A 26558-nucleotide genomic window follows, 5' to 3' on the forward strand; every position below is an offset into this window, starting at 1 on the left:
CGCAAACTCCTCTAAAAAGCATTGAGCGGTCCGACCGCGCAGTTTATGATCCGGGCCTGCTTCCATCCGGGAGCGCCCAGGCTCAGATGACGCCCATGCAGATGCACACGTCCCGCCAGCTCAACTTCAGTCACTGCACCCGCCGCATGCGCTGGGTGGCAGTGGCCCTGTTGCTGTTCGCCCAACTCTCGCTCGCCTACCACTTCCACGATGTGGAAGAGCTCTCGGCCGGGCACGATTGCACAGTCTGCTCGCAACTCCAGTCCGTAAAGGACACCGCCAGCAAAGGAGCTGAAACTCTCCAGCCCGAGCCGGGTTCGGATCGACCGGTCCAGGCGGGCACCAGTGCCCCCGTCGTTACTGCACCCCATTATCTTCCTCCCACCAGAGCACCACCTCTCAGCTGATTTTTCGCCTGCTCCTGGCCGCCTGCGGCAATGGAGTCTGTCACCGGCCCCGCCACGAGCCCGACATCGGTTTCGTGCGGCCGCCTATGGAAAACCATCGGAAATTACATGATGAACGCGAAAATCAGCGGGGTCGCTCTGTGCGCGACCGCTCTGTGGGCGCCCCAGGCGTTTCCACAGCACGAACACGACCACCAAATTGAAGAAATCATTATCAGCGCCTCCCAGAACAGGAGCCGCGCGGAGACCGCACTGCCCGTCAATGTACTGACGGGGGAAGAACTGTCGCAGAAGGCGGCCGCGACCCTGGGGGACAGCATCAAAACCACCCTGGGTGTTCACTCGTCGTCCTTCGGCGCGGGAGTGGGGCAGCCGGTGGTGAGGGGACTCAGTGGCAACCGGGTTACCGTTCTGGAGAACAACTTGTCGACTCTCGATGCCTCCGGTGCCAGTCAGGACCACGCCAGTACGGTCGAAGCCCTGCTCGCTGAGCGAATCGAGATTGTGCGCGGGCCGGCTACCCTCCTCTATGGCAGCGGCGCCATTGGCGGGGTCGTCAATGTGATCGACAACCGCATCCCCAGACAGTTGCCCCAGGCTCTGACCGGCGCCGTGGAAACGCGCTTCAGTCGCGCGGATTCGGGCCGGGTGGCCGTGGCCCGGCTGGAGGGCGGCGCATCGTCCCTCGCATGGCACCTGGATGGCGTATTCCGCGAGACGGACGACTATGACATTCCCGGCTGGGCCATCGATGAAGCGGCCCTGGAGCACGCCGAACACGAGGCGGGCGAACACAATGAAGAACTGGAAAATAGCCGCCACTTCGTCGCCAACTCGGACACGGAGGCACAACGATTGACAGCGGGCGCCTCCTGGATCGGAGATGGCGCTTTTGCTGGTGTGGCAGTCACCCGGCTCGAAAACAACTACGGGTTACCACCTGGAGCCCACGGCCACACAGAACACGAAGAGCCCGCAGGCGCGCACGAAGAGGCGCATTCGGAGTTTGTAAGGCTGGACATGGAGCAGGAGCGCATTGACCTGGTAGCGGCAACCGATCTCGGTGCGGTATTTCATCGCACAGAACTGCAGCTGAGCTCCAATCGCTATGAACACCAGGAGTTGGAAGGCGAACAGACGGGCACACGTTTTACCAACGACGGCCTGGAGGGTCGCATCAAGCTGCATCATCGCATTGGCTCCTGGTCCGGGTTGGCGGGTGTACACGCCAGTGACCGGGACTTTGCCGCGGTCGGCGAGGAAGCATTCATCCCCGAGTCCCAGATTGGCACAATCGGTATTTTCCTGCTGGAGACGCTGGACCAGAACAATTTCACTCATGAATTCGGGGCCCGCTTCGAACAACCGCGGATCGACACCACGAACGCCTGCGATTACGAGGAAACAACCTGGAGCGCCAGTGCCGCTTCCATCTGGCACTACCGAGAGGATGCCAACCTCAGCCTCAGCCTCAGTCGCGCGCAGCGGACGCCCAGTGTTGAAGAGCTGTACTCCAATGTTGACGGTGGAAGTTGTACAGCCCGCCAGGATCCGGAAACCTTCATCGTGCACGGCGCGACCGGGCGGTTTGAACTGGGAAATCCAGGGCTGTCAGTGGAAACCGCACAGAACCTGGAACTGGGTTGGCATAAGCATCTGGGTCCGGTGCAGGCGGAAGTCAATCTGTTCTATAACCGGTTTGATGATTTCATCTATCTCAGTGACGTGGGTGAACACGAGGAGGTGATTGTCAGCCGCTATCTGCAGGAGGATGCGACATTCAAGGGCATCGAAGGCCAGGTCCTGCTGCCCCTGGATTTGGGCGGCCACCATCTGGACCTTACTCTGTTCGGGGATCTGGTCAGGGGGGAGTTGAACGACGGCCAACCGCTGCCCCGCATCCCCCCGGCCCGGATCGGCTTCGAGATGGCCTATGCGAGCCAGGATCACTGGTCCGTCCGCCTGCGAACCACTGCTGTTGGTGAGCAGGACGAGGTTGCGCCCGAAGAGTCAACTACTGATGGCTATGTTCGCGTCGACGCCCATTGGGATTACCACCTGCCGGTGGGAAACGAGGAAGTGGTCCTTTTTCTGAAGGGCGAGAATCTGACCGATGAGGAGATCCGGGATCACAGCTCTCTTTTGAAAAACTATGCCCCGGAACGGGGACGTTCTTTTCAGGTGGGCCTCCGTTACAGTTTTTGAAGTCTCTGCGGTCGTCCTGAATGTACCGATGGCGCCGTGCGGCGGAAGCATCCCTGCTCTCCGTCCGCCGGCGCTTTCCGGCCCGATGCTACGGACCTGTGGAGTGGGACATTGTCAGCCGTGTATCACGCCTTCAGGTGACGCGCGTGATAGCGAATGTGCTGCTCAATGAAGGTGGCAATAAAATAGTAACTGTGGTCGTAGCCCGGGCGGCTATTGAGGGTGAGCGGGATGCCGGCCTCCTTGCAGGCTTGCTCCAACAACTCGGGTTTGAGTTGCTTTTCGAGGAATTGGTCCTGATCCCCCTGCTCCACCAGAATCTCCGGCAGACGTTTGCCGCTGCGGATCAGCTCCACGGCGTCGTAATCTTTCCAGTGGTTTTCATTGTCGCCCAGGTACCCGCGAAACGCATTGATGCCCCAGGGGACCTGGGTGGGCGCCACAATCGGTGCGAATGCCGAAACCGCCCGATAGCGATCCGGATTCTTCAGGGCGATCGTGAGGGCACCGTGGCCGCCCATGGAGTGACCGCTGATGGACACGCGCTCGTCATTCACGGGCAGGTGCTCGGCGACCAGGGCGGGCAGTTCCTTAACCACGTAGTCGTACATGTGGTAATGGCGGGACCAGGGTTCGCGCGTGGCATTGAGGTAGAAGCCCGCGCCGGAGCCGAAATCATATCGTTCGTCCTCGCCCGGTAGGTTGACGCCGCGGGGGCTGGTGTCCGGCATGACGATGGCCACGCCTTCTTCCGCCGCATAGCGTTGGGCGCCGGATTTGCCGCCGAAATTTTCGTCAGTACAGGTCAAACCGGAGAGCCAGTAGATGACCGGCACCTTTTCCGTTTCCGCCTGGGGCGGCAGGTAGACGGCAAAGGTCATTTCGCAATCACAAAGCTCCGACTTATGGGTGAAGCGTTTGTGGTGCCCCTCGAACATTTTGTTGCTGCTGATTTCCTGCATAAAAACAATCCTTTTGGTAAATCTCATCTGACTATTGGTGACAGACAGGTTAGTATGCGCAGGTTTCGGCCTTCGCTGTCTTCACTATGTTTGAAATCACTCCCCTGTTTTTCGCCCTGCTGCTCGGCACCGGTCTGGTGGCGGGCGTGATCAATACTCTGGCAGGCGGCGGCTCCAATCTGACGCTGCCGGCTTTGATGATTCTGGGCCTTCCCGCGGATGTGGCCAATGCCACGAACCGGGTGGGCGTGCTGATGCAGTCGCTGGTCGGCACCCGCGCTTTTGATCGCCACGGCAAGCTGGAACGCGGTGATGCGGTACCCATCCTTGTGCCGACGCTGTTGGGCTCGGTTATCGGAGCGCTCTGCGCATCATACCTTCCTACCACTTATTTGAAACCGATTTTGCTGGGCACCATGTTGACGATGGCGCTGATAATTTTGATTCGCCCGGCAGTGGTGACTCCTATGCCGGGTGAGATGCCCAGGCATGTGGGCAAAAATCCCGGCGCCTGGTGGACGCTGTTTGTGGCGGGTATTTACGGGGGGTTTGTGCAGGCGGGGGTGGGCTTTGTTTTGCTCGCTGCCCTTGCGGGAGGCTTGCGTTATGACCTGGTGCGTGCCAATGCGCTGAAGATGTTTTGCACGGCGATTCTTACGATTCTGGCGTTGGGCATTTTTGTGTGGCGGGATCAGGTTTTGTGGATTCCGGGCCTGACTCTGGCGGTGGGCACGATGGCTGGCGCCCAGTTGGGAGTTCGTTTCGCGCTGAAGGTGAGCCAGAAGACTTTGAAGTGGTTTTTGTTTCTAATGACCTTGTTTGCGAGTGCGGCGGCCTTGTTGTTTTAAGGGTGCGGGTGATGAGTACCGGCTGGTATGTGCTGGGGGTAAGCGCTGGGAGCATGTGCGGTGCCGGGGGTATTGTGCCGGGTCAGGGCTCCGATTCACTCCCGTGACACGCCGTGAACCCTTCCCTGGGGGCTCTTCGACAGCATCCCTGCTGTCGAAGGTCACGGGAGTGAATCGGAGCCCTGACTGCGAGTTGGGTGCGAGCAGCAGGGTTCGCTGGACCGAGGTGACGGCTACTCGCTGTCTTTCTTCTCGGCTTCCGCCTGGGTTCTTGGCTTGTCCGGGCGCGACGTGCCTAAGCTCGCCGACGCGTTCGTGCTCGACGGCGGCGCGGCCGGGGGCTGGTCCGGTTCCGGCACGGTGAAGAAGGGGATGCTCAGCGGGTACTTCCAGTATTCGCCGGTGTTGGCTTTCACGCCGCCGATGATGGCGAAGATGATGTTGACCACGATGACGGCGACAAGCAGCGGCCCGCCGATCAGCACAAACAGCAATATCAGGCTTACGGCGAAGTAGATGATGTAGCTGATCATCCAATTCAGGACGATGCGGCCGTGGATGTCCACCGGACGGCTCTTGTCCTTTTCCGATGCCCACATCACTACGGGAACAATCACGCCGATAAAGGGGATGAACGGCAGTACCACGCCAAGCAGCTGGCTGAAGTGGATCAGCATGCAGAAGACCCGCTCCTCCATGCCCCAGAAGCTCCGCTCGCCCAGGGTCGAGCCGGCGCCGCTCAATATCAGCGCCTTTTCGGCCTCATACTCCTCGGCGGTGAGCACGCCGTCGTCGTGCAGTTTTTTCAGCTTTTCCAGCCGGTCGTACTTGTCGCTCATCCCTGGATCTCCTTGTCACCGCATGTGAGTTACTTGAGTCTTTCGACCCCCACTGCCACAGCTTCGCCGCCGCCGATGCACAGTGAGGCGACACCTTTTTGCAGGTCGTATTTCTCCAGCGCAGCCAGCAGGGTCACCAGGATACGTGCGCCGGAGGCGCCGATGGGGTGGCCGAGCGCGCAGGCGCCGCCGTGAACGTTTACCTTGTCGTGGGGCAGATCCAGGTCCTTCATGGCCGCCATGGTGACAACGGCAAAAGCTTCGTTGATCTCGTACAGATCCACGTCCGCCGCGGACCAGCCACTCTTCTCGAAGACGCGCTTCATGGCGCCCACGGGAGCGGTGGTGAACCACTGAGGCTCCTGGGAGAAGCTTGCGTGTGCAGCAATCCTGGCCAGGGGCGTCAGGCCGCGTTTTTCCGCTTCTGACTGGCGCATCATGACCAGTGCCGCCGCTCCGTCAGAGATGGAGCTGGCATTGGCGGCGGTAACGGTGCCGTCCTTGACGAAGGCGGGGCGCAGTTGCGGAATCTTGTCGAGCCTAGCCTTGCCCGGCTGCTCGTCGATGCTGACTTCCACTTCACCCTTTCGGGTTTTGACTTGTACCGGGGCAATCTCGCCCGCGAAGGAACCATCGGCGATGGCTTGCTGGGCACGCTTGAGGGAGGTGATGGCAAACTCGTCCTGTTGCTCCCGTGTGAAGCCGTAGTGGCTCGCGGTGTTTTCCGCATAAACGCCCATGGGGGTTCCCGGCTCGTAGGCATCTTCGAGGCCGTCCAGCATCATGTGGTCGTAGATGGTATCGGCGCCCATGCGATAACCGCCGCGCGCCTTGGCGAGCAGGTAGGGCGCGTTGGTCATGCTTTCCATGCCACCGGCCACAGCGACCTGGGTGTGGCCCAGCAGCAGGCTGTCGTGGGCCAGCATGGTGGCTTTCAAACCGGAGCCGCACATCTTGTTGATGGTCAGGCAGCTTGCGGAGCGGGCAATCCCCGCCGCCAGCGCCGCCTGCCTTGCCGGCGCCTGCCCCTGCCCGGCCTGCAGTACGCAGCCCATCACCACGTCATCCACCGCGTCGCCACTCACCCCGGCTCGCTCCAGCGCCGCAGCCACCGCCGCCTTGCCCAGCTCGGTGGCACGCACCGCGGCAAAATCACCCATCATCCCCGCCATCGGCGTCCGGGCAGCACTCACAATTACAATCGGATCGTTATTCATCGTTGCAGATTCCTGATTTGAAATGGGAAAAATTGGAAGTAGGTCTTCAAAGCGTTGGCGAGGCAGTTCTCGCGGTGGTTTGGAGCTGGGAGGAAGCGGAGTTTATTCGCCATAAATGAGCATTCCGAGCTGATCCAAAACGCCGCGAGAACCACGCAGGTAGCTTTGAAGGCCTACTTCGGGCCAGAGGCAAGTGTTGTATGCGGCCTCCCCATCACCCGCTCCACCATCGGAATAAAAAACTCCAGCGGTTTGGTCGGGTAGTCCGGATCAAAGGCCTCGCTGTCGTACAGATCGCAAAAGCGTTTGGTGTACTCGTAATAGGGCGAGTCCTTGTAATGGTCACGCATATCCCGGTCCATACCGAGGTGGTGGAAATAGTCGTAGCCCTGGAAGATCTGGTGGTGTTTCAGGAGCCAGTAGTTGGCTTCGGACACGAAGGGCTTGAGTATGGTAGCCGCCAGTTCACCGTGGTCGAAGGTACCCAGGGTATCGCCGATGTCGTGCAAAAGGGCGACCACTACGTACTCTTCGTCCTCTCCCGCTTCGTGGGCGCGGGTGGCGGTTTGCAGGCAGTGCTCCAGGCGGTCCACGGGAAAGCCACCGCAGTCGCCTTTCAGCAGGAGCAGGTGCTGAATGACCCGCTGGGGCAGGCCTTTCGCGTAGTCCTTGAAGGCTTCGCCAATAATCTCCCAGTCTTCCCGGGTACTGTTTTTGAAACTGGTAAAAGTGGCCTGTTTCATAGTGTGCACCTATTTTTGTTAGGGCCGCGGATCAGCGGTATCGGTAATCTGCCACAAAGGGGTTGGTTGCGCGCTCCTGCCCGAAGGTGGACAGTGGGCCGTGGCCGGGAATGAAACGCACGTCGTCCCCGAGGGGCCAGAGCCGCTCGCGAATGGAGCGGATCAAGGTGTCGTGGTCGCCCCGGGGGAAGTCCGTGCGCCCGATGGAGCCCTGGAAGAGCACATCGCCCACTTGGGCAATGCGGGTTTCCGGGTCGAAAAAGATCACATGCCCGGGCGTATGCCCCGGGCAGTGCAGCACCTGGAGGGTGGAGTTGCCCACCTGGACCGTATCGCCGTTTTCGAGCCAGCGGTTCGGAGTAAAGACCTCTGCCGGGGGAAAACCCATCATCTGGCAGCTTTCCGGGAGCTGGTCGATCCAGAACTGATCTTCCTTCTGCGGGCCTACGATGGGCAGGCCATGCTTTTTGGCCAGCGCCGCTGTGCCGGCAATGTGATCCAGGTGGCCGTGGGTGAGCAGGATCTGCTTGAGCTTCACGCCGTTCTGGCTGACAGCCGCCTCCAGCCGGTCCAGGTCCCCGCCCGGGTCCACCAGCGCGCCCTCCCCGGTCTGGTCACACCAGACGAGGGTGCAGTTCTGCTGGTAGGGAGTGACGGGAATTACCTGGAATTTCAACATGGATCTGACGGGTCCGCTCTCGGGCTTGGTAATCCGAAATTATGACATAGGCGCAACTGCCTTGTCCTTTGCCCGTTCCGGCACGAACCCGGTGAGAATCGAATCACAGCCGCGCATCAGCCTGGCCCCGGCCATAGACGGCAACCAAATTCAAGTCTGTTCGCTGGGCTGTTTTTCCGCATAATAAGCCGCCCGGCCGCCCTCAGGCGGCAAATCCCTCATATGACCAACAAAATGTGCAGCGCCTATGAAGTCCATTTCCGCTCGTATCGCAGAAGAACTCCAGGTTCAGGAACAACAAATTCGGGCCGCGGTGGCCCTGCTCGACGAAGGCGCCACAGTGCCCTTTATCTCCCGCTACCGAAAGGAGGTGACCGGCGGCCTGGACGACACCCAGATGCGCAACCTAGAGGAGCGGCTCCATTATCTGCGGGAAATGGAGGACCGGCGCAAGACCATCCTGGACAGCATCCGCGAGCAGGAAAAACTGACCCCTGAGCTGGAAAAGGCCATTCTGGAAGCCGATACCAAAACGCGCCTGGAAGACCTCTACCTGCCCTACAAGCCCAAGCGACGCACCAAAGGTCAGATTGCCATTGAGGCCGGTCTGGAGCCTCTGGCGGACGCCCTGCTGAGCGACCCGACCCTGGACCCCCAGGCGGAGGCCGGCAAGTATTTGAACGAAGAACACAAGATCACCGAAGCCAGGGACGCTTTGGAAGGCGCCAAATATATTCTGATGGAGCGCTTTGCCGAAGACGCAGACCTGCTCGCCAAGCTGCGTGAACGCCTGTCGGAAGAAGCTTACGTATTCTCCCGGGTCATGAAGGGCAAGGAGACCGAGGGCGCCAAATACCGGGACTACTTCGAGTATGACGAGTTGCTCAAGAAGGTGCCCTCTCATCGGGCATTGGCCATATTCCGCGGCCGCAACGAGAGCATTCTATCCATCAACGTGGACCTGAAACTGGACGAAGACGAGCCCTCGGGTAAACGCCACCCGCTGGAGATACTGGTCGCGCGACACTGGAAAATCGAACACCAGAATCGCCCCGCCGATGACTGGCTGGCGGAAGTCGTCCGCTGGACCTGGCGGGTCAAGCTTCACTCCCACCTGGAAACCGACCTGCTCGGCGAACTTCGCGAGCGGGCCGAGGAAGACGCCATTCACGTCTTCGCCAACAACCTGAAAGACTTGCTGCTGGCCGCTCCCGCCGGACCCAAGGCCACCATCGGCCTGGACCCGGGGCTGCGCACCGGGGTGAAAGTGGCCGTGGTGGACAGCACCGGCAAGGTCCTCGACCACGGCGCCATCTTCCCCACCCCGCCCCAGAACCGGCGCCAGGAGGCGGAGGCGCAACTGGTGCACTGGTGCAAAACTCACGGTGTGGAACTCATCGCCATCGGCAACGGGACCGCCTCCCGGGAGACCGACAACTTTGTGGGGCAAGTGCTCAAAGATCATCCGGAACTGAAGGTCCAGAAGGTCATGGTCAACGAGGCCGGCGCCTCCGTGTATTCCGCCAGCGAATTCGCTGCTCAGGAATTCCCCGATCTGGACGTGACCATCCGCGGCGCCATCTCCATCGCCCGCCGCCTGCAGGACCCACTGGCGGAACTGGTGAAGATCGAGCCCAAGTCCATCGGAGTCGGCCAGTATCAGCACGACGTCTCGCCCACCAAACTCACCCGCAGCCTGGGTTCCGTGGTGGAGGACTGTGTAAACGCCGTAGGTGTGGACGTGAATACCGCGTCCGCTCCCCTGCTCACCCGGGTGTCCGGGCTGAACAAGACACTCGCCAGCAACATTGTCGCCTTTCGCGATCAGCACGGCGCCTTCAAAAGCCGCGAGCAGCTCAGATCCATTCCCCGCTTCGGCGACAAAACCTTCGAGCAGGCGGCGGGCTTCCTGCGGGTCGCTAACGGCGACAACCCGCTGGACAGCTCCGCCGTACACCCGGAATCCTACCGGGTGGTGGAGCGCATCGCGCAATCCAACGAGCGGGAACTGCAGAGCCTTATTGGCGACAGCAGCTTCCTGAAATCACTCAAGCCCCAGGATTACACCGATGACACTGTAGGCCTGCCCACGGTGGTCGACATCATCCAGGAACTGGACAAGCCCGGGCGGGACCCGCGCCCCGAATTCAAAACGGCTCAGTTCAAGGAAGGCGTCGAAAAAATCTCCGATCTCAGCGAGGGCATGGTGCTCGAAGGGACTGTAACCAACGTCACCAACTTTGGCGCCTTCGTGGACATCGGGGTCCACCAGGACGGCCTCGTGCACATCTCCGCCCTGTCCAAAACCTTCGTCAAAGATCCGCGCGATGTCGTGAAAGCCGGCGACATTGTGAAGGTGAAAGTCATGGAAGTGGACGTCCCGCGCAAGCGCATCGGGCTGAGCATGCGCATGGATGACGAACCCGGCCAGGCCCCCGCCCGCGGCGCGGCCAACTCCCGCGGCGAACGCAACAGCAGCAACAAGCGCTCCGGCGGCGGTAACCGCCCCCAGAAACCTGTCGACAAGGGCATGGGCACCATGGGCGCGCTATTGCAGCAGGCAATCAAGAAAGGAAAATAAACACAGATCTAGTGCCGGCGTCACGTTTGCCGATGGGGTGGGGTGTTTCGAAAACGCATGAATCCATCCCTGGAGCTCCCTCGCGGGGTCCCTCCCGCGAGGGTTTCAAAACACCCCACCCCACCGACAAACTGCATCGGAGTAAGCGGCGCCACCCGTAGGTTGGGTTAGGCCGCAGGCCGTAACCCAACACCGGGGCCCGGGACAAATGTTGGGTTACGCTCCGCTAACCCAACCTGCTCGACTCCCCGGACCACACCCCCGGAACAAAAACCATCCACCTCTCGCCAAGGTCAACTGACAATGCAATGGCTTTGGTTTAACATCCCTCGTTCACCCGCCGGTCGTACTCACCCCAGGAGTTGCCTATGAAAACCCGCGCCGCTGTGGCTTTTGCTGCCGGACAACCCCTCGAAATCCACGAAGTGGACCTGGACGGCCCCAAAGCCGGTGAAATACTCGTAGAACTCAAGGCGACGGGCGTCTGCCACACTGACGCCTTCACCCTCTCCGGGGACGATCCCGAAGGTGCGTTCCCGACCATTCTCGGCCACGAAGGGGCCGGCATTGTGGTGGAAGTGGGCCCTGGTGTGAAATCCGTCAAACCGGGCGACACCGTCATCCCCCTCTACACCCCTGAATGCCGCGAGTGCGAATACTGCCTCAACCCCAAAACCAACCTCTGTCAGGCCATTCGCGGCACCCAGGGCCAGGGCGTCATGCCCGACGGCACCAGTCGGTTTTCACTGAACGGCAAACCCCTGCTGCACTACATGGGCTGCTCCACCTTCTCCAACTACACCGTCCTGCCGGAAATCGCCGTGGCGAAGATTCGCGAAGACGCGCCCCTCGACAAGGTCTGCTACATCGGCTGCGGTGTCACCACCGGCGTCGGCGCCGTTGTGTTCGATGCCAAAGTCGAGCCCGGCTCCCGGGTCGTTGTGTTCGGGCTCGGCGGTATCGGCCTGAACGTCATTCAGGGTGCGCGCCTGGTGGGCGCATCACAGATCGTGGGCGTGGACATCAATCCGGAAAAGGCGCCCCTGGCCCGCGAATTCGGCATGACCGACTTCGTCAATCCCAAAGACGTGGATGACATTGTTCAGGCCCTCATGGACATTACCAACGGTGGAGCCGATTACAGCTTCGAGTGCATCGGCAACGTCAACACCATGCGCCAGGCTCTGGAGTGCGCGCACAAGGGTTGGGGCGAATCCATCATTATCGGAGTTGCCGGTGCCGGGCAGGAAATTTCCACGCGCCCGTTCCAGCTGGTAACCGGCCGGGTATGGCGGGGCAGCGCATTTGGCGGCGCTCGCGGTCGCACCGATGTACCGCGGATTGTCGACTGGTTCATGGACGGCATGATCAATATCGACGACCTGATTACACATACCATGCCTCTGGACGAAATCAACAAGGCGTTTGACCTTATGCACAAGGGCGAAAGCATCCGCTCGGTCATTCTCTACGATTAATCGGCGGCCCATGTTCGAAACCCCATTCACCCTGCGGGGCGCCCCCGGCGGCCCGCGCCAACCAGTTTGTTTTTATGCTTAATTCCGACGCTCTCCAGCAGCTTGCCCAGCTGAAACAATCCATTGAAGACACCAAGGACTACGCCGAAGGCGTCGTTCGCGGAACCCAAAGCCGCTTCGGTTTTGTCACCCTCGATGACGGTCGCGAGGCCTTCCTCCCCCCCGAGACCATGCAGCAGGTTCTTCCCGGAGACCGGGTCAAGGTGAGCCTCACGGAAAACGACAAGAAGAAGCACGAAGCTCATTTGGAGAAGCTCCTCAGCACTGAGCTGAAGGAGTTCGTCGGCACTTATGTGGAAAAGGGGAACAACCACTTCGTCTCCGCCGATCACCCGCAATTGTCCCGCTGGCTGTTCGTGCCGCCTAAACAGCGCAAGAACTACAGGCACGGCGACCTGGTGAGCTGCCGTGTAAGCCGCCACCCCTTTGGCGATGGCCGGGCACAAGTCAGCATCAAGGCCCGAATTGGTCGCGCCGAGGATGCGGGCATCGAACGGCAGTACATGATCCACAAACACAACCTCCCGTCCGAGTGGAGCCAGGAAGCGCTTGAGGAGGCGAAAGCGATTGCCTCCGGAAGCGATGCTCTCGCTCAGGACGAACGCGAGGACCTGCGTCACCTGGATTTCGTCACCATTGATGCCGAGAGCACGCTGGACATGGACGATGCGCTCTACCTGGAATCAGCGGAGGACGGCTGGCTGCTGTATACGGCGATCGCCGACCCGGCCGCATTTGTCCAGACGGACAGCGCCCTCGACCGGGCCGCCCGCCAGCGGGCCTCGTCCGTCTACTTCCCGGGGCAGACTCTGCCCATGTTCCCCAACGAACTGTCCCAGGATGCCTTCTCGTTGCTGGCCGGTGTGGAGCGCCCCGCTATGGTGTGCAAACTGCGCGTAGCATCTTCCGGCGAAGTCCTCGATTACACCTTCTGCAACGCCCTGATCCGGTCCCGCCACAAACTCAGCTACAACCAGGTGGCGGACCTGCTGGAAAACGGTAATGAAACGGCCGTTCCGGGGGAAGCTCTCGAAATTCTAAGGAACCTGCACCACTTCGCCGGGGCGCGCAAACAATACCGGGACGAGAACCATGTGGTGCAGGAAGACAAGTTCGATTACGTGTTCCGACTCAACAAGCAGCAGAAAATCGAGAAAATCGAGCGGCGCCAGACCACCCTCGCCCATCGTGTGATTGAGGAAGCCATGCTGGCCACCAACTGCTGTGCCGGTGAATTTTTCGCCCGGGCCGCAGAGAGTCTTGGCAAGGCCAGCGGCGGACTGTTCTCCAGCCATGCGGGTTTTCGCCCCGAGCGGGTCGCGGAGATCGAACAGTTGCTCAAGAAGGACAAACCCGACATCGAAAAACTGGAGCTTGAAGTCCTCGACAGCTTTCGCCAACTCATTCGCGCCCTGCAGCAGGACGAGGCGGACTCCGTATTGCTCGCGACCCTGAAACGGCGCCTGCAACCGGCGAACGTCACCTATGAACCAGGGCCCCATTTCGGCCTCGGTTTCGATTATTACGCCACGATCACCTCCCCCATCCGCCGCTACCAGGATCTGCACAACCACCGCATGATCAAGGCGCTGCTTGCAGAGCAGCACGGACACGCGCTGGATGATTCCCTGACTGAGGACCTGCAGGCACAAATCATTCGCAATCGCCAGGCCTGCCGTCAGGTGGAGCAGTGGCTGCTGTGCCAGTTCATGGCCAGGAGGAAGGGTCAGGTGTTCGATGCCGTGATCGCCTCGGTGGCGAGCCAGGGAATACTGGTCCGGCTCACGGACACCGGCGCAGAAGGCTTCATACCCATTCGCGGGAGCAAGAAGGAGCCGCCGAAGTACGATTCCCTGCGCATGACCCTGACCCACCAGGGCACCACCTACCACCTCGAGCAACCGGTGCGGGTCAAACTGGACAAGGTGGACCTTGCGAGCAGGCAACTGCAACTGAGTCTCGCCCCCGACGAGCCCCGGGAGAAAAAGGTGGAGGAACCAGCCGGGAACACATCCTCAAGTGAGGGTACGGCTGAGGGTTCTATAAAGCCAGCTGAGGGCTCTCCAAAGCCGGCTGAGGGCTCTCTAAAGCAGGCTGAGGGCTCTCCAGAGCCGGCTGAGGGCTCCCCAAAGAAGGATCCAGTTGAAGGATCGGCCGAGAAGAAGACAACCCCGGTCGACCCGGGTTAGAGGATTCAGACAACCATGGACGATTTTAGGGAAGTGATTCGCTTCTGGTTCGAAGAACTGGAACCGGCGGACTGGTGGAAGAAAAACCCGGAGCTTGATGCCCACATTGCCCGGCGCTTCATGAACATCCATCAGGCCGCTGCTGCCTGCGAGCTCCACACCTGGCGAAGTGAAGCGTTGGGCCGACTGGTGGAGATCATTGTGCTGGACCAGTTCTCCCGCAACATCCACCGGGATCTGCCCCTCGCCTTCGTCAATGATCCTCTCGCCCTCGGTCTGGCGCAGGAGGCCATTGCGCAGGGCGTTGAGCAGGAACTCAGCGCGGTCCAGCGCACCTTTTTGTATATGCCCTTCATGCACAGCGAGTCCCCGGCGATTCACGAGTGGGCTCTCAGCCTGTTCGAAGCCAACGGCATCAAGGACAACCTGGACTACGAAATAAAACACAAAGAGATCATCGATCGCTTCGGTCGCTACCCACACCGGAATGCCATCCTGGGACGGGACTCCACTCCTGCCGAGCTGGAGTTCCTGAAACAGCCCGGCTCGTCGTTCTAGCAGCCTGCCTGGTAGCAGCCTGCCTGGCCTGCCACCCTGCCGACCCACTCCGGCTCCCCGGGACCACCCCCGACCTTACTCATCATTTCCGGTGCCTATCGAGTGGCCTCACACTGCCTGAACCCCACCTTGGGAAGCCTGCCTCCTTCATAGTGCCTGCCAATCGAAAATGTCCCGCTTATATCGGTGGGCTATCGATGCCATTAAAATAGATAATTTCAATTAATCACACCCATTCGATAGTCTATACACCGTTGAGAGCAACTTCGCTTTACTGAAGTCAAGCAACCACGAGGAGCAAGCATGTCACGTTATATCGATTCAGAACTCAAACCCTTCAATGCCAAAGCCTATTTGAATGGCGACTTTGTGGACGTCAGCGACGCGGACGTCAAAGGCAAGTGGGCTGTATTTTTCTTCTACCCCGCGGACTTTACCTTTGTCTGCCCCACCGAGTTGGGAGATCTGGCGGACAACTATGAAGAGTTCAAGAAAATGGGGGTCGAGATCTACTCCGTCTCCACCGACACTCATTTCACCCACAAAGCCTGGCACGACTCGTCGGAGACCATTGGCAAGATCCAGTTTCCGATGATCGGGGACCCGACCGGAACCATCACGCGCAACTTCAACGTGATGATCGAAGAGGAAGGGGTGGCCGACCGCGGTACCTTCGTCATCGATCCGGAAGGCCGCGTGCAGATCGTGGAGATTACCGCCGGCAGCATCGGCCGGGACGCGCAGGAGCTGCTGCGCAAGATCAAGGCCGCTCAATACATTGCCGCCCACCCGGGTGAGGTGTGCCCGGCCAAATGGAAGGAAGGCGACCAGACTCTCGCACCTTCACTGGATCTGGTGGGCAAGATCTAAGCGGGGACAGCCCTCCCCATCTTTGGCCCGCCTCCCGGCGGGCCCTTTTTAATCCATTCAGTTGACGGAGCTCAGAGAAGACCGATGTTAGACGCGAAACTGAAACAGCAATTGAATACCTATCTGCGGAATATCGTTGAGCCGGTCGAGATTCGTGTTTCCGCAAACCGCAGTTCCCAGTCTGCAGAGCTGGAAAGCCTCGCCCAGGAGATCGCCAGCCTCTCAGACAAAATCCAAGCGCTGCCGGGCAATGGCAAACGCACCCCCAGCATGGCTCTCGCTCCCGCAGGCCAGGAGCCGCGAGTGAGTTTTGCCGGCATTCCCCTGGGCCATGAATTTACATCCCTGGTGCTCGCACTTCTCCAGACCGGCGGCCATCCGTCAAAGGCCGACCCGGACCTGCTCGACCAGGTTCGCAGCCTGGAGGGTGAGTACCACTTCGAAACCTATATTTCCCTGTCCTGCCAGAACTGTCCCGATGTGGTTCAGGCATTGAACCTGATGGCCACCGTGAACCCCAACATCACTCACGAGATGATCGACGGTGCGCTCTTCCAGGACGAAGTGGAAGAACGGCAGGTCATGGCCGTTCCCGCGGTGTACCTGAACGGCGAGCACTTCGCCCAGGGCAGGATGAGCCTGGAAGAGATCGTCGCCAGGCTGGACACAGGCGCGACCGAGCGGCAAGCGGCGGCGCTGAGCGAAAAAGAGCCTTATGACCTGCTGGTGGTGGGCGGAGGTCCCGCCGGTGCAGCAGCGGCAATCTACGCCGCTCGCAAGGGCATTCGCACCGGGCTGGTGGCCGAACGCTTCGGCGGCCAGGTGATGGACACGGTGGGCATCGAGAACTTTGTCGCCACGCCCTACACTGAAGGCCCCAAGCTGGCAGCCAACCTGGAGCAGCATGTGAAGGAATACGGAGTCGACATCATCACCAACCAGCGTGCCTCCGGCCTTACCCGCGAACAGGCCATTGGATTACACCTGGAAAGTGGCGCCACCTTACGCAGCCGCTCCGTGGTGCTTGCACCGGGCGCCCGGTGGCGTCAGCTCGGGGTGCCCGGCGAAGAGGAATACCGGACGAAAGGCGTGGCCTACTGCCCCCACTGCGACGGCCCCTTGTTCAAAGGCAAGCCTGTGGCAGTGATCGGTGGCGGCAACTCGGGCATCGAGGCGGCCATCGACCTGGCCGGCATCGTGGACCATGTCACGGTACTTGAGTTCGCGGACACTCTGCGCGCCGACGACGTTCTGATCCGCAAGGCCCGGTCGCTGGATAATGTGGACATCATCACCAGCGCCCAGACCACTGAAATCCTCGGCGACGGTAACAAGGTCAACGGCCTCATGTACACCGACCGCGCCAGTGGTGAAAGTAAACGGATTGCACTTGCGGGAGTGTTTGTGCAGATCGGGCTGGTGCCCAACACGGAATGGTTGCAGAACAGCGCACTGGCTCTGAACCGAGTGGGCGAAATCAAGATCGACGAACGCGGCGCCACCAGTGTGCCCGGTGTTTATGCCGCCGGCGATGCCACCACGGTTCCGTACAAGCAGATCATCGTTTCCATGGGAGCCGGGGCGACTGCCGCACTGGGTGCGTTTGACTACCTGATTCGCTCGTCGGTGGACGACAGTCCGGTAATGGAACGGGAAACCCCAGCCCTCGCGGTCAACGCCTGAGGATCGGAGCGTCGGAACCCTCCGGCGCTCCTCCACCTGAAAAACAACTCATTATCGAAAGCCGGCTAATCAGCCGGCTGATTTTTGGGTTTGAAAGCCAGCAGCACGTTGCCGGGCGTTTCGTTGAACAATGCGTACCCGGCGCTCACCAGCAGCAAACCGTTGTTCGCCACGATGGTGGCGTTATCGATACTTCCGCCCCTGCCCTTGATGCCATTGATGCTTTCGAAATCCCGCGCCACGTTGTATTCGAACAGCATTTCACCGGTTCGGGAGTCGAACACCCGGAGCATGCCGTCGAGTGTGCCGGAAACCACCGCGCCATCGATGGCGGTGGGCGCGCCGCTGTGGCCGATGCGCGTCTCGCACATGCGCACGCGCTTGGCACGTTCGCCCTCACAGTTGGCACGGGCCGCGTAGGTCCAGATCCGCTCACCGCTCACGACGTCCACCGCGTGGATGCCCGGCTTTTCCTTGCCGCCCGGCGTCGGTTTGGCGTACGCGCGGTTGATGGGGGCGTAAACCCGCTCGCCATCATAGGCAATGCCCCAGTGAATGCCGCCGTTGGCCGCGCCGGTGCCGAACTGCTGGCGCCACAGCACCTTGCCTGAGTCATCCGGGTCCAGTGCCCAGAGGGTGCCGGACTTCTGCCCGCCGAGGATGACCTCGGAACCGTCGGGACGTTTGGCCAGGATGATGGACGCACCAAAGTCAACATCCCGGAACACAGTGTCCTTTTCGCAGTTCAGACCGCCCCGGTGGCAGCCGATCAGATAGATGTCGTTCGCCGTGGCCTGGAAGCTCCAGCGAATAGAACCGTCCTTGAGATCAATGGCGAGAATCGCATCCGTGTTTTCGTGAGCCGGTGCCGACGTTGCCTCGCCCGTACCCACATAGAGCACACCGCGTTTTTCGTCGATTGCGGGCGAGTTCCAGATGGGCGCGCCTGACGGCCCCCAGAGCATCTGGCCATCGCCACGGTCGCGCACCGGCTTTGCATCCTCCATGGCGTGCGCTTCCCAGATTATTTTCCCGCTGCTGGCATCCAGTGCGACCACCATGCCGTGGGTCTGGCAACAGACATAGGATTCGATTGCGCCATGCATGATCTCGTTCTGGGAGACGGGCACGTAGATCACGCCCTCGTGAATGGCCGGTGTCCCGGTGCCCAGTGCCAGCTCGAACTGGCCCAGCTGCTTCTTCCATAACAGCTCACCGGTGTTGGCATCCAGCACGTGGACCGCAGCCCCGTAATCATTGACCGCGATGATCTTGCGACCGTTGGCCTGCTCGCCGTAGGCTGCGCCGCTGCGCAGGATGCCGTCGCTCTGGTAAACCCACTGGATGCACGGCTCACTGGCAATATCGATCGCGTAAACCTTGGCATTCTCGGCAACCGGCAGAAACAGGGTGCTGCCCACCACCGCCGGCTGGGAACGCATGCCGGTCACACCGGGGAACGCAAAGGACCAGGCCAGCTCCATATCCGCAAAATCATCCCGGGACAATCCGGCCTGCTCCGCCGTCAGATGGCGGCTGTTATGCAGGTCAAAACCAAAGCCCCGCACCTTGGGGTCACTCAGGTCAATGGCTCCCTTGTTTGCGCACATCATGGTGTCGATCCACTCGTCGCTCTGAACGGCGGCAGTGAGATAACCGACCAGGTCACTTTTTTCCTGCAGTGACAGCATATCGCCCTGGGCCTTCATCTTGCCGCTGGTCAAAGCCGCGGTCACCATGCCTGCGGACATCTGCTTCAGGGTTTCGAAGGCCGGCGATCGGCTTTGCTCCGGGTTGTCGTGGCAGGTGGCGCAGGCTTTTTCGTAGACCGCTTGCCCGGGGTGCTCCGCCGCCGATCCCGTGCCCGCCATCAGAAACAGGCTGGCGGCCAGTCCGAACAGACCGACGGGGTTTACACAGATTTTTTTCATGATCGGGTTCTCGCGTTGTTCGGCAGTGAGTGGCATTTGCGTTTTCGCGGACCGGGTGGTTTCGCCGGCGAGGAGCAAACATACACAAGCACTGCTGCCGGGTGCCAGCGAGCGAGTGGTAATGAAGGGTAAAGACCTTAGCCGATCATGTGCACCGTTTTTTCGAGACCGGTCTCCTGCTCCTCCATGAACTTGAACTGAGTCCACGCCATGCGGATCAGGTCATTGTGCTGAAGGCGTACGCGGCCGTTGATACGCTCCCCATTGACAAAAGTGCCGTTGGTGCTGCCCAGGTCTTCCAGGAAATATTCCTTGTGGGCGCTAAAGAAGGCATTGCGCTCGGCGATGATGAGGGCGTGTTTGCCACTCACTGCTTCTTCATCAATCTGCACATCGTTGGACGGGTGCCGCCCAATGGTGAGCTGCGGATCGGCGATTTCGAAGCGGTGAGTGACCACGTCTTCCACGAGTTGGGCGAGGATCGCCATAATCTGTTCCTCTTGTTACTGCGTTGGCCAGGTCCTGTCGGGCGCGGACTGGTCTGTTCAAATCAGTTTAGCAGGCTGCTATAAAACAGCTGTGAACCATCTTGCGGCCACACTTTGGGCCTGATCAAACTCCCGCACACGAGGGCGGGCGCTCACAGCTCCATCGCCAGCTTGCGCAGCGCCTCGGCGAACGCGCCCGCTGTGGGGTAGCGCTTGTCGGTATCCTTGTGCAACGCCTTGTTGATAATACGCGTGATGCCCTTGGGCAGGTCCGGGCGCAGCTCCCGGATGCCCGGATGCCTCTCGTTTATGATGTTGTAGGTCAGGCTTGCCAGGTTTTCGCCGCTGAAGGGAAGTTTTCCCGTAAGTAGCTGATACAAGGTCACTCCCAAGCTGTAAACGTCGGTCTCCCGACCCACCTTGTCGCCCTTGAGCTGCTCGGGCGCCATGTACAGTGGGCTCCCGAGGATATCGCCGGTGCTCGTCTTGGAGCTGTCCACGATACGGGCCACACCGAAATCGGTCACCTTGATCCGCTCGGCCTCCGCCTCGTACATGATGTTGGCCGGTTTGATGTCCCGGTGAATGATCTGGTTCTTATGGGCGTACTCCAGCGCGTCGGCCACCTCGGCGCAGATGTCGAGGACCTCCGGCACGGGCAGAAGTTTGTCCTCGTGCACATAGGCGCTGAGCGCGTTGCCCTTCACATAGTCCATTGCGATGAAGGCCAGGTCGTGCTCCTCGCCCACGTCGTAGATGGTCACAATGTTCGGGTGGTTCAGCCGCCCCGCCGCCTCCGCTTCGCGGAAGAAGCGCTGCTTGAATTCTTCCAGTTCCCGGGGATCCAGCTGGCCGTAGCTCAGGGTCTTGATGGCCACCTGACGGGCAATCTTCGGGTCGCGGCCCAGGTAGACAACGCCCATGGCTCCCCGGCCCAGCTCTCGCTCGATTTCGTAGCGGCCCAGAACCGGTTTGCTGATGCTGGATTCGGAAATGATCAGGGTCTTGGCGATGTCGGAATCATTGCCCAGGGTCATGGCCCCACTGCTGCTGAAAGCCATGAGCTTCTCCACCTTTTCCGCCGCGTCCTTGTAGTTTTTCTGGCGGGTAACCACGGCCATATAGGTCTTGATGGCCTCGTTATAGAGGCGCTTGCGCTCCTGCTGCGCCGCAATGTCGTACATGAGGCTCAGCACCGCCTCGCTGGTATAACACTCCTTGATGGCCAGCAGGGCGTCATCGGCGCGACCGTCGCGGAACAGCTGCAGGCCCAGCTGATAACGCGCGCCGTGGGCCGCGGCCTGCAATTGCAGGGAGCGATCTCGCTGGCGTTTCCAAAGCAGCATGGCGAGATGCCCGATCACGAGTAACTGGATGGTGATACCGAGGGGCAGCCACTGCCACTGGGTAATCTGGGCCCCAAGCTGAAAGACGAGCAAGACCACCACCAGAAGGCTGCTGGCGAGGATTCCCGCGATGTACGACAGGCGCGGGAGCAGAACCGCGAGATAAAAGGCGATCAACAGCGTGAGCGCCACCTCGGCGCCCACGAACCAGGCGGGGGTGCGGTAGTAACTTTGGGCATCGAAGCTGCGCAAGGCATTGGCCATTGTATCCAGGCGCCCCGAGCCCTCTGGCCCCAGCAGGATCAGGTTGTTACCCAGCCGCTCCTCGAGGGCCTGATCGAGCGAGACCCGGCCCAGCGGCGACTGGTAAGGATAGGGCCGGAAGCTGCTATCCGGCGATAGGGGAAAGAAGCTGGCCCCCAGTTGAACACCCTCGAACTGCTGCCAGCCAATTGCCGCCGCGCCGGAAAAGTGCCCATACAGGCCAAGCACAAAGGAGGGGTGTATCGCCTCTCCCGCACGGGTGAACAGATGGAGACGGTTCGCGGGCATGGAGTTGGCGGCATCGGGAATTTGCGGGCGAACGAGCGGCGGCAGCCAGTTCAGGTAGTCTCCTGCCGTGGAGGGGGATACCTCGACGGGGAGCCCCGTGACCGGCGCCGACCCAGCGTCCAGCACAACGCGCGGATGGGATCGGTAGCGCTCCACCCCTCGGCTTACGCGCAGGTAGTTTGAGAAGTCCTCTGCGCCCGCCAGAGCGGGCGCGGGACCTTCCCCATCCCAGAGCTCCCCGGCAAATTCCTGCAGGCCCTCGGGCAAGTGGCCCAGGGGTTCAGGAAGGATCAGTCCGACCACCACTTTGCTGCTGGCGGTCACCCGATCGAGCAGGCTCCGGGTTTTGGCGGCGCGGCCCGGATCGCGGGTTAAAAAATGCACTTCCTCCGCCGGCAATTCCACCAGACTGATGCCCAGGGTGGGCTCCGGGACTTTATGAAGTTGCACACCCGTGCGAAAGGCGAGTTGGTCGAGCCAGTGAACCGCTGGCGGGAGGGAGGGTGCGAGCACCAGCAGGACCGCCACGGCCACAACCAGCGTTCGCAGGCTGAGCCAGGCCGTCAGCTTGTCTGCGGTGGCTTTCATTGACTTCTGCATCGCCCCAAATTCATACAGGACCGGAGTGGCCCGCCCCTGTTACTGCAAATACCGCCCGGTGTTGGTAAACCGCCGTCGACCGGGCCGGTTTTATTCTGTGTAATAAATGCCCGGAATCCAGCTCTTCTTGATCTTCAGGGTCTTGGCGAACTCTTCGGGCAGCTCGTGCAAAAACTCGAATTCGTGGGTTCCCAGAGTGATCACATCGCCGTCCGCGAAGGTGTGGTCACTCACCCGCTTGCCCCCGAAAAAGATACCGTTGGTGCTGTTTGCGTCGGTGATCACGTACTGATCACCCTTTTTGTTTACATTGGCGTGGCGCGCACTCACGGTGCCGTCATCCAGCACGATCGTGTTGTCCGCAGCCCGACCGATGGTCAGCGTATCGGTGAGTTCCACCGCACCCACTACCGCCCCGTTGGCATAATGCCGAAGAAATGCCATAACTCAGCCCCTGGTCGCTTGTGTCGAATCGCGACCCGCCCCAGATTTTCGTTCACGGGGCGACCCGGTTCTTATTCCCACTCGATCGTTGCCGGTGGTTTGCTGGGCACATCATAAGTCACCCGGGACGGGCGGGCAATTTCGGTGTGAGGCGATCCAGCCGTCAGTTAGGACAAAGGGGGCCCAGAGCAGACCATCTGGAGCTTCTCCGCCGCACGGGCGCAATGGAGTTCTTCGGCCTAAGACAGTAAGCAGCGAAGGTGGCGAAGCTCCATTACGCATTAACCCCGTATTCGTCTGTCACGACCGTCTCATTGCATCCTCCGCAGAGCGGGCGACCACGATTTTGCCGGTCATGCCGCCGTTTTCCACCAGCCCATGCGCCTCACGCAATCGGGCGGCGTTGAGCGGATAGAGCACGCGGTTAACGGTCGAGCGCAGCACCCCGGAATCGACCAGCGCGGCCACTTCGTCGAGGATGCGATGCTGCGCAACCATGTCTGGCGTACCGAACAGCGGGCGCGTGAACACCATTTCCCAATGCAGCGACACGCTCTTGGCTTTGAACGGCACTGCATCCAGAGCATCGTGGTCGGTAATAATGGCGAGCCTGCCCTGCGGAGCGATCAATTCAGCCAACTCCCCCCAATGTGCAGCCGTGTTCGACAGCGCGGCAATATGCGTGACGGGTGGCACCGGCAGCGCGCTGACTTGTTCCGTCAGTGGCTGCCGATGGTCAATGACGTGGTGTGCCCCTAGGGCTAGGCACCAGTCGCAGCTTTGCGGGCGCGAGCACGTGGCGATCACGGTGAGCCCGGTCAGACGACGGGCGAACTGGATGAGCATTGAGCCCACGCCACCCGCGCCGCCCAGCACCAGAAGACTGCCGGCTTTGGCCGGCTTGCCGGGCGGCACGCCCAGGCGGTCGAACAGCAGTTCCCAGGCAGTCAGAGAAGTCAGGGGCAACGCCGCAGCTTCGGCAAAGCTGAGATTCTCGGGCATATGGCCGACGATGCGCTCGTCCACCAGATGAAACTGCGCATTACTGCCAGTGCGATCGAACGAGCCAGCGTAGTACACCGCATCGCCCGGCCGGAACAGCGTGACGGCTTCGCCGACAGCCTCCACGATTCCAGCGGCATCCCACCCAAGGCATTGGACGGAATCGGGCACGGCAACCAGCCCCGCCCGAATCTTGGTATCCACGGGATTGACCGAAACGGCACGGACCGCTACGCGCAGATCGTATGGCCCGGGTATCGGTCGCTCAACATCCACGTCAACAAGGCAGTCAGGATCGGCCACCGCCGAGTGTTTCCGGAATGCTACGGCGGACATGCTCGAAGAAGTCGCCGCCATCATTGCCTCCAGTCGGCCGCAGACCGATTCCAGCTCAAGACCGGGGAATGACCGACGTTATGCGCGTGGAGAGACAGGCGATACGCCTGGATAAAGAGGGAAATATGAACCGGCATCGCGGCTAGACCTTTGGTGAATGAACGGGACCGCGACGGTACCTCCCCTGACGTTCAGGAAAAAGTAGGATACAGTTCCTTTTTATGCGGAACTTTCTGTCCGCAATCGAGGTACGGAATGGACAATCTGAGCGGTTTAAAGGTGTTCGTGCAGGTCGCAGAAACGCGCAGCTTCGTGGCGGCCGGCCGGCTGCTGGGCGTGTCTGCCTCTGCCGTAGGCAAGAGTGTGGCCCGATTGGAGGAAAAGGTGGGCGTGCGCTTGTTCCACCGCAGCACGCGCAGCGTCACACTGACGGCGGAAGGTGCGCTTTTTCTGAAACGAAGCCGCCGCATTCTGGCCGAGCTCGAAGCGGCGGAGACGGAACTCTCCCAGGCAACGGTCGCTCCACGTGGCCGCTTGCGCATCAGTCTGCCAATGGTGAGTTCACCGTTGGTGCCGGTATTGGGCGAGTTCATGCACGAATACCCTGAGATCGAACTGGATCTGAACTTCACCGACAGGCTGGTCGATGTAGTGGAGGAAGGCTTCGATGCCGTTGTCAGGGCTGGCGAGCCAAGCGACTCGCGCCTCGTTGCCCGAAGACTCGGCTCGTTCCGTTCGGTGCTGGTGGCTTCTCCCGATTACCTGGCGCAGCGCGGTATACCCAAGGCCCCTGCCGATCTGTTGGAACACTCGTGCCTGCACTACCGTTTTCCCCACACTGGCAAGCTGGAGCCGTGGGAATTGCGCCGCGCCGAGGTCGAAGCCGAGCTGCAATTGCCTACCTCAATGATCTGCAACAACATCGAAACGCGCGTGCGCTTTGCGCTGCAAGGCTTGGGGATTGCGTACCTGCCGGAATTCGCAGTCAAGGAACCGTTGTCAGACGGGCGGCTGCGCACCATTCTGGCCAGTTATGCGAAGCGCACGGGCGTCTTCCATGTGCTCTGGCCCGCCAGCAAACACCCCTCGCCGAAAGTGCGGGCTTTAGTGGATTTTCTTCATGCACGGGTATTCCCGGCTGTCTCCTCATGAGCCTCGCTGGGCAATAATTTCCGCTCCAAGGTAGGCGCCGGTTTGGCGCTGTTTACAATCGAGTTGCAAAACGACAGATAGCCGTCAAATCACTTCCAAGGTTTTCTCGCCAGCGTCGCCCACCAGAACAGCAGCGCCAACAGGCTAACGGCCGACCCCAGTAGGCACACGCCCTGCCAGCCAGCATGGGCATAGGTTACGGTGGTGCCGATTGCCCCCAAACCGCTGCCGACTGCATAGAACAACATGTAAAGACCGACGAGCCGGCTGTGTGCCTCGGGTCGAGCGCGGAAGATCAGGCTCTGGTTGGTAACGTGTAGGGTCTGCCCACCCAGATCGAGCAGTACGATGCCGATCACCAGTGCCCACAGCGACCGCTCCATCAGCGACAGCGGCCACCAAGCCAGTAGCAGTACGGCGAGCGCCGCAGCGCTGGCGCCCTGGCCGTATCCGCGGTCAGCCCAGTGTCCGGCGCGTGCGGCGGCCAACGCACCCACCACACCGACCAACCCAAAAGCACCGATGCCAGTTTGCGAAAAACCATAGGGCGGTGCGCTCAATGGCAACACCAACGCACTCCACAAGATGTTGAGCGCGGCGAACATCAGCAACGCCAGCATGCCACGCGTTTGCAACGTCTGATCCTGCCGCAGGAGCGTCAGCATCGACGCGATCAGACGAGGGTAGCTCAGCGTGTGAGTCGCGACGGGCAAGGCTGGCAAGCGTCGCCACAATAGCATCGCGATTGCCAGCATCAGCGAAGCGGCACAGAAGTAAACCCCTCGCCAGCTCGTCAGGTCACTAACGCCACCCGCGAACACCCTTGCCAGCAGTAGGCCGATGAACACGCCGCTCTGCGCGGTACCCACGACGCGGCCTTGCTCATGAGGCGCGGCGGCGCTGGCCGCGTAGGCAATCAGTCCCTGCGTCATCGCTGTGCCCAAGAGGCCGACCGCGAGCATGCCGGCCAATAGGGCAGGCCCGGACTGCGACATGCCTACCGTCACCAGTGCCGCCACCAGCGCCAGCAATTGCACAGTCATCAGCCGACGGCGATCCAATAGGTCGCCCAATGGCACCAATAACAGCAAGGCGAGCGCACAACCGATCTGCGTGGCCGTGATCACGCCACCGACCGCCGCATGGCTGATACCAAAGTCTCGTGCCAGCACATCCAGTAGCGGCTGTGCGTAGTAGACATTGGCCACGCTCAAGCCACTGGCGGCGGCAAACAGCAGCACCAGGCTACGCGACATCTGCGAAGACTGGTTTGGAGCGCGTCGACGTCGACGCACGGTGGCGCCACACAAGCGAGGAATGTCTTCCAGATCCATAACTTCACTCAACTGGTTTCATACAAAAACCAGTTGAATGCTATGGCATGGAGT

The 26558-nt window shown here is 60.7% G+C and carries 21 protein-coding genes; 10 read left to right on the forward strand and 11 right to left on the reverse strand.

Annotated elements, in window-relative coordinates; genetic code table 11:
* Positions 1–95 precede the first annotated feature (95 nt).
* Both ACURWW_RS04355 and ACURWW_RS04360 read left to right on the forward strand, forming a co-directional pair.
* A complete protein-coding gene (locus ACURWW_RS04355; protein WP_445616745.1) occupies positions 96–407 on the forward strand; it encodes a hypothetical protein in 312 nt (103 codons plus the stop codon).
* 108 nt (positions 408–515) lie between these two features.
* Complete coding sequence (locus ACURWW_RS04360) at positions 516–2612, forward strand: TonB-dependent receptor (RefSeq protein WP_445616744.1); 2097 nt, start codon at positions 516–518, stop codon at positions 2610–2612.
* A gap of 125 nt (positions 2613–2737) precedes the next feature.
* On the opposite strand, the gene fghA is transcribed toward ACURWW_RS04360, so the two are convergent.
* The gene (gene fghA / locus ACURWW_RS04365; protein ID WP_445616743.1) at positions 2738–3574 is read right to left on the reverse strand and encodes an S-formylglutathione hydrolase; all 837 of its coding nucleotides are present in this window, start codon (positions 3572–3574) and stop codon (positions 2738–2740) included.
* An 86-nt stretch (positions 3575–3660) separates the two neighbouring features.
* On the opposite strand from fghA, the gene ACURWW_RS04370 reads away from it, so the two are divergent.
* The gene (locus ACURWW_RS04370) at positions 3661–4422 is read left to right on the forward strand and encodes a sulfite exporter TauE/SafE family protein (protein ID WP_445616742.1); all 762 of its coding nucleotides are present in this window, start codon (positions 3661–3663) and stop codon (positions 4420–4422) included.
* Between the two features lie 233 nt (positions 4423–4655).
* On the opposite strand, the gene ACURWW_RS04375 is transcribed toward ACURWW_RS04370, so the two are convergent.
* The 4 genes from ACURWW_RS04375 to ACURWW_RS04390 form a co-directional block, all read right to left on the reverse strand.
* Positions 4656–5261, reverse strand: coding sequence for a DUF4870 domain-containing protein (locus ACURWW_RS04375; protein WP_445616741.1), 606 nt, complete (start codon positions 5259–5261; stop codon positions 4656–4658).
* Between the two features lie 29 nt (positions 5262–5290).
* A complete protein-coding gene (locus tag ACURWW_RS04380) occupies positions 5291–6478 on the reverse strand; it encodes an acetyl-CoA C-acyltransferase (RefSeq protein WP_445616740.1) in 1188 nt (395 codons plus the stop codon).
* Between the two features lie 173 nt (positions 6479–6651).
* Positions 6652–7221, reverse strand: a complete 570-nt coding sequence (locus ACURWW_RS04385; RefSeq protein WP_445616739.1) for an HD domain-containing protein — start codon at positions 7219–7221, stop codon at positions 6652–6654.
* A gap of 31 nt (positions 7222–7252) precedes the next feature.
* Positions 7253–7900, reverse strand: a complete 648-nt coding sequence (locus tag ACURWW_RS04390) for an MBL fold metallo-hydrolase (protein WP_445616738.1) — start codon at positions 7898–7900, stop codon at positions 7253–7255.
* 247 nt (positions 7901–8147) lie between these two features.
* Between ACURWW_RS04390 and ACURWW_RS04395 the strand changes: the two genes are divergently transcribed.
* The 6 genes from ACURWW_RS04395 (at position 8148) to ahpF (ending at position 17319) form a co-directional block, all read left to right on the forward strand.
* The gene (locus tag ACURWW_RS04395) at positions 8148–10481 is read left to right on the forward strand and encodes a Tex family protein (protein WP_445616737.1); all 2334 of its coding nucleotides are present in this window, start codon (positions 8148–8150) and stop codon (positions 10479–10481) included.
* 368 nt (positions 10482–10849) lie between these two features.
* Positions 10850–11959 (forward strand): S-(hydroxymethyl)glutathione dehydrogenase/class III alcohol dehydrogenase, encoded by a 1110-nt coding sequence (locus ACURWW_RS04400; RefSeq protein ID WP_445616736.1) that lies wholly within the window; start codon positions 10850–10852, stop codon positions 11957–11959.
* A gap of 74 nt (positions 11960–12033) precedes the next feature.
* Complete coding sequence (locus tag ACURWW_RS04405; protein WP_445616735.1) at positions 12034–14208, forward strand: VacB/RNase II family 3'-5' exoribonuclease; 2175 nt, start codon at positions 12034–12036, stop codon at positions 14206–14208.
* Between the two features lie 15 nt (positions 14209–14223).
* Positions 14224–14766, forward strand: a complete 543-nt coding sequence (locus ACURWW_RS04410) for a DUF924 family protein (protein ID WP_445616734.1) — start codon at positions 14224–14226, stop codon at positions 14764–14766.
* Between the two features lie 303 nt (positions 14767–15069).
* Positions 15070–15636 carry an alkyl hydroperoxide reductase subunit C gene (ahpC, locus tag ACURWW_RS04415; RefSeq protein ID WP_445616733.1) on the forward strand — a complete coding sequence of 189 codons (567 nt, stop codon included), beginning with the start codon at positions 15070–15072 and terminating at the stop codon, positions 15634–15636.
* A gap of 84 nt (positions 15637–15720) precedes the next feature.
* Positions 15721–17319, forward strand: coding sequence for an alkyl hydroperoxide reductase subunit F (ahpF, locus tag ACURWW_RS04420; RefSeq protein WP_445616732.1), 1599 nt, complete (start codon positions 15721–15723; stop codon positions 17317–17319).
* 65 nt (positions 17320–17384) lie between these two features.
* Here the strand turns inward: ahpF and ACURWW_RS04425 are convergent, their stop codons facing one another.
* From ACURWW_RS04425 to ACURWW_RS04445, 5 genes are all read right to left on the reverse strand, one after another.
* Positions 17385–19250 (reverse strand): outer membrane protein assembly factor BamB family protein, encoded by a 1866-nt coding sequence (locus ACURWW_RS04425; RefSeq protein WP_445616731.1) that lies wholly within the window; start codon positions 19248–19250, stop codon positions 17385–17387.
* 137 nt (positions 19251–19387) lie between these two features.
* Positions 19388–19738: an FHA domain-containing protein gene (locus ACURWW_RS04430; protein ID WP_445616730.1), complete on the reverse strand. Its 351-nt coding sequence runs from the start codon at positions 19736–19738 to the stop codon at positions 19388–19390.
* Positions 19739–19890: 152 nt separating this feature from the next.
* Entirely contained in the window at positions 19891–22224 is a 2334-nt protein-coding gene (locus ACURWW_RS04435; RefSeq protein WP_445616729.1) for a serine/threonine-protein kinase, read from the reverse strand.
* 102 nt (positions 22225–22326) lie between these two features.
* Positions 22327–22680 (reverse strand): FHA domain-containing protein, encoded by a 354-nt coding sequence (locus ACURWW_RS04440; protein WP_445616728.1) that lies wholly within the window; start codon positions 22678–22680, stop codon positions 22327–22329.
* 300 nt (positions 22681–22980) lie between these two features.
* Complete coding sequence (locus tag ACURWW_RS04445) at positions 22981–24042, reverse strand: zinc-binding alcohol dehydrogenase family protein (RefSeq protein WP_458618434.1); 1062 nt, start codon at positions 24040–24042, stop codon at positions 22981–22983.
* Between the two features lie 231 nt (positions 24043–24273).
* On the opposite strand from ACURWW_RS04445, the gene ACURWW_RS04450 reads away from it, so the two are divergent.
* Positions 24274–25170 carry a LysR family transcriptional regulator gene (locus ACURWW_RS04450; protein ID WP_445616727.1) on the forward strand — a complete coding sequence of 299 codons (897 nt, stop codon included), beginning with the start codon at positions 24274–24276 and terminating at the stop codon, positions 25168–25170.
* Between the two features lie 89 nt (positions 25171–25259).
* On the opposite strand, the gene ACURWW_RS04455 is transcribed toward ACURWW_RS04450, so the two are convergent.
* Positions 25260–26504, reverse strand: coding sequence for an MFS transporter (locus ACURWW_RS04455; RefSeq protein WP_445616726.1), 1245 nt, complete (start codon positions 26502–26504; stop codon positions 25260–25262).
* Positions 26505–26558 lie beyond the last annotated feature (54 nt).

The organism is Gilvimarinus sp. F26214L (assembly GCF_054401055.1).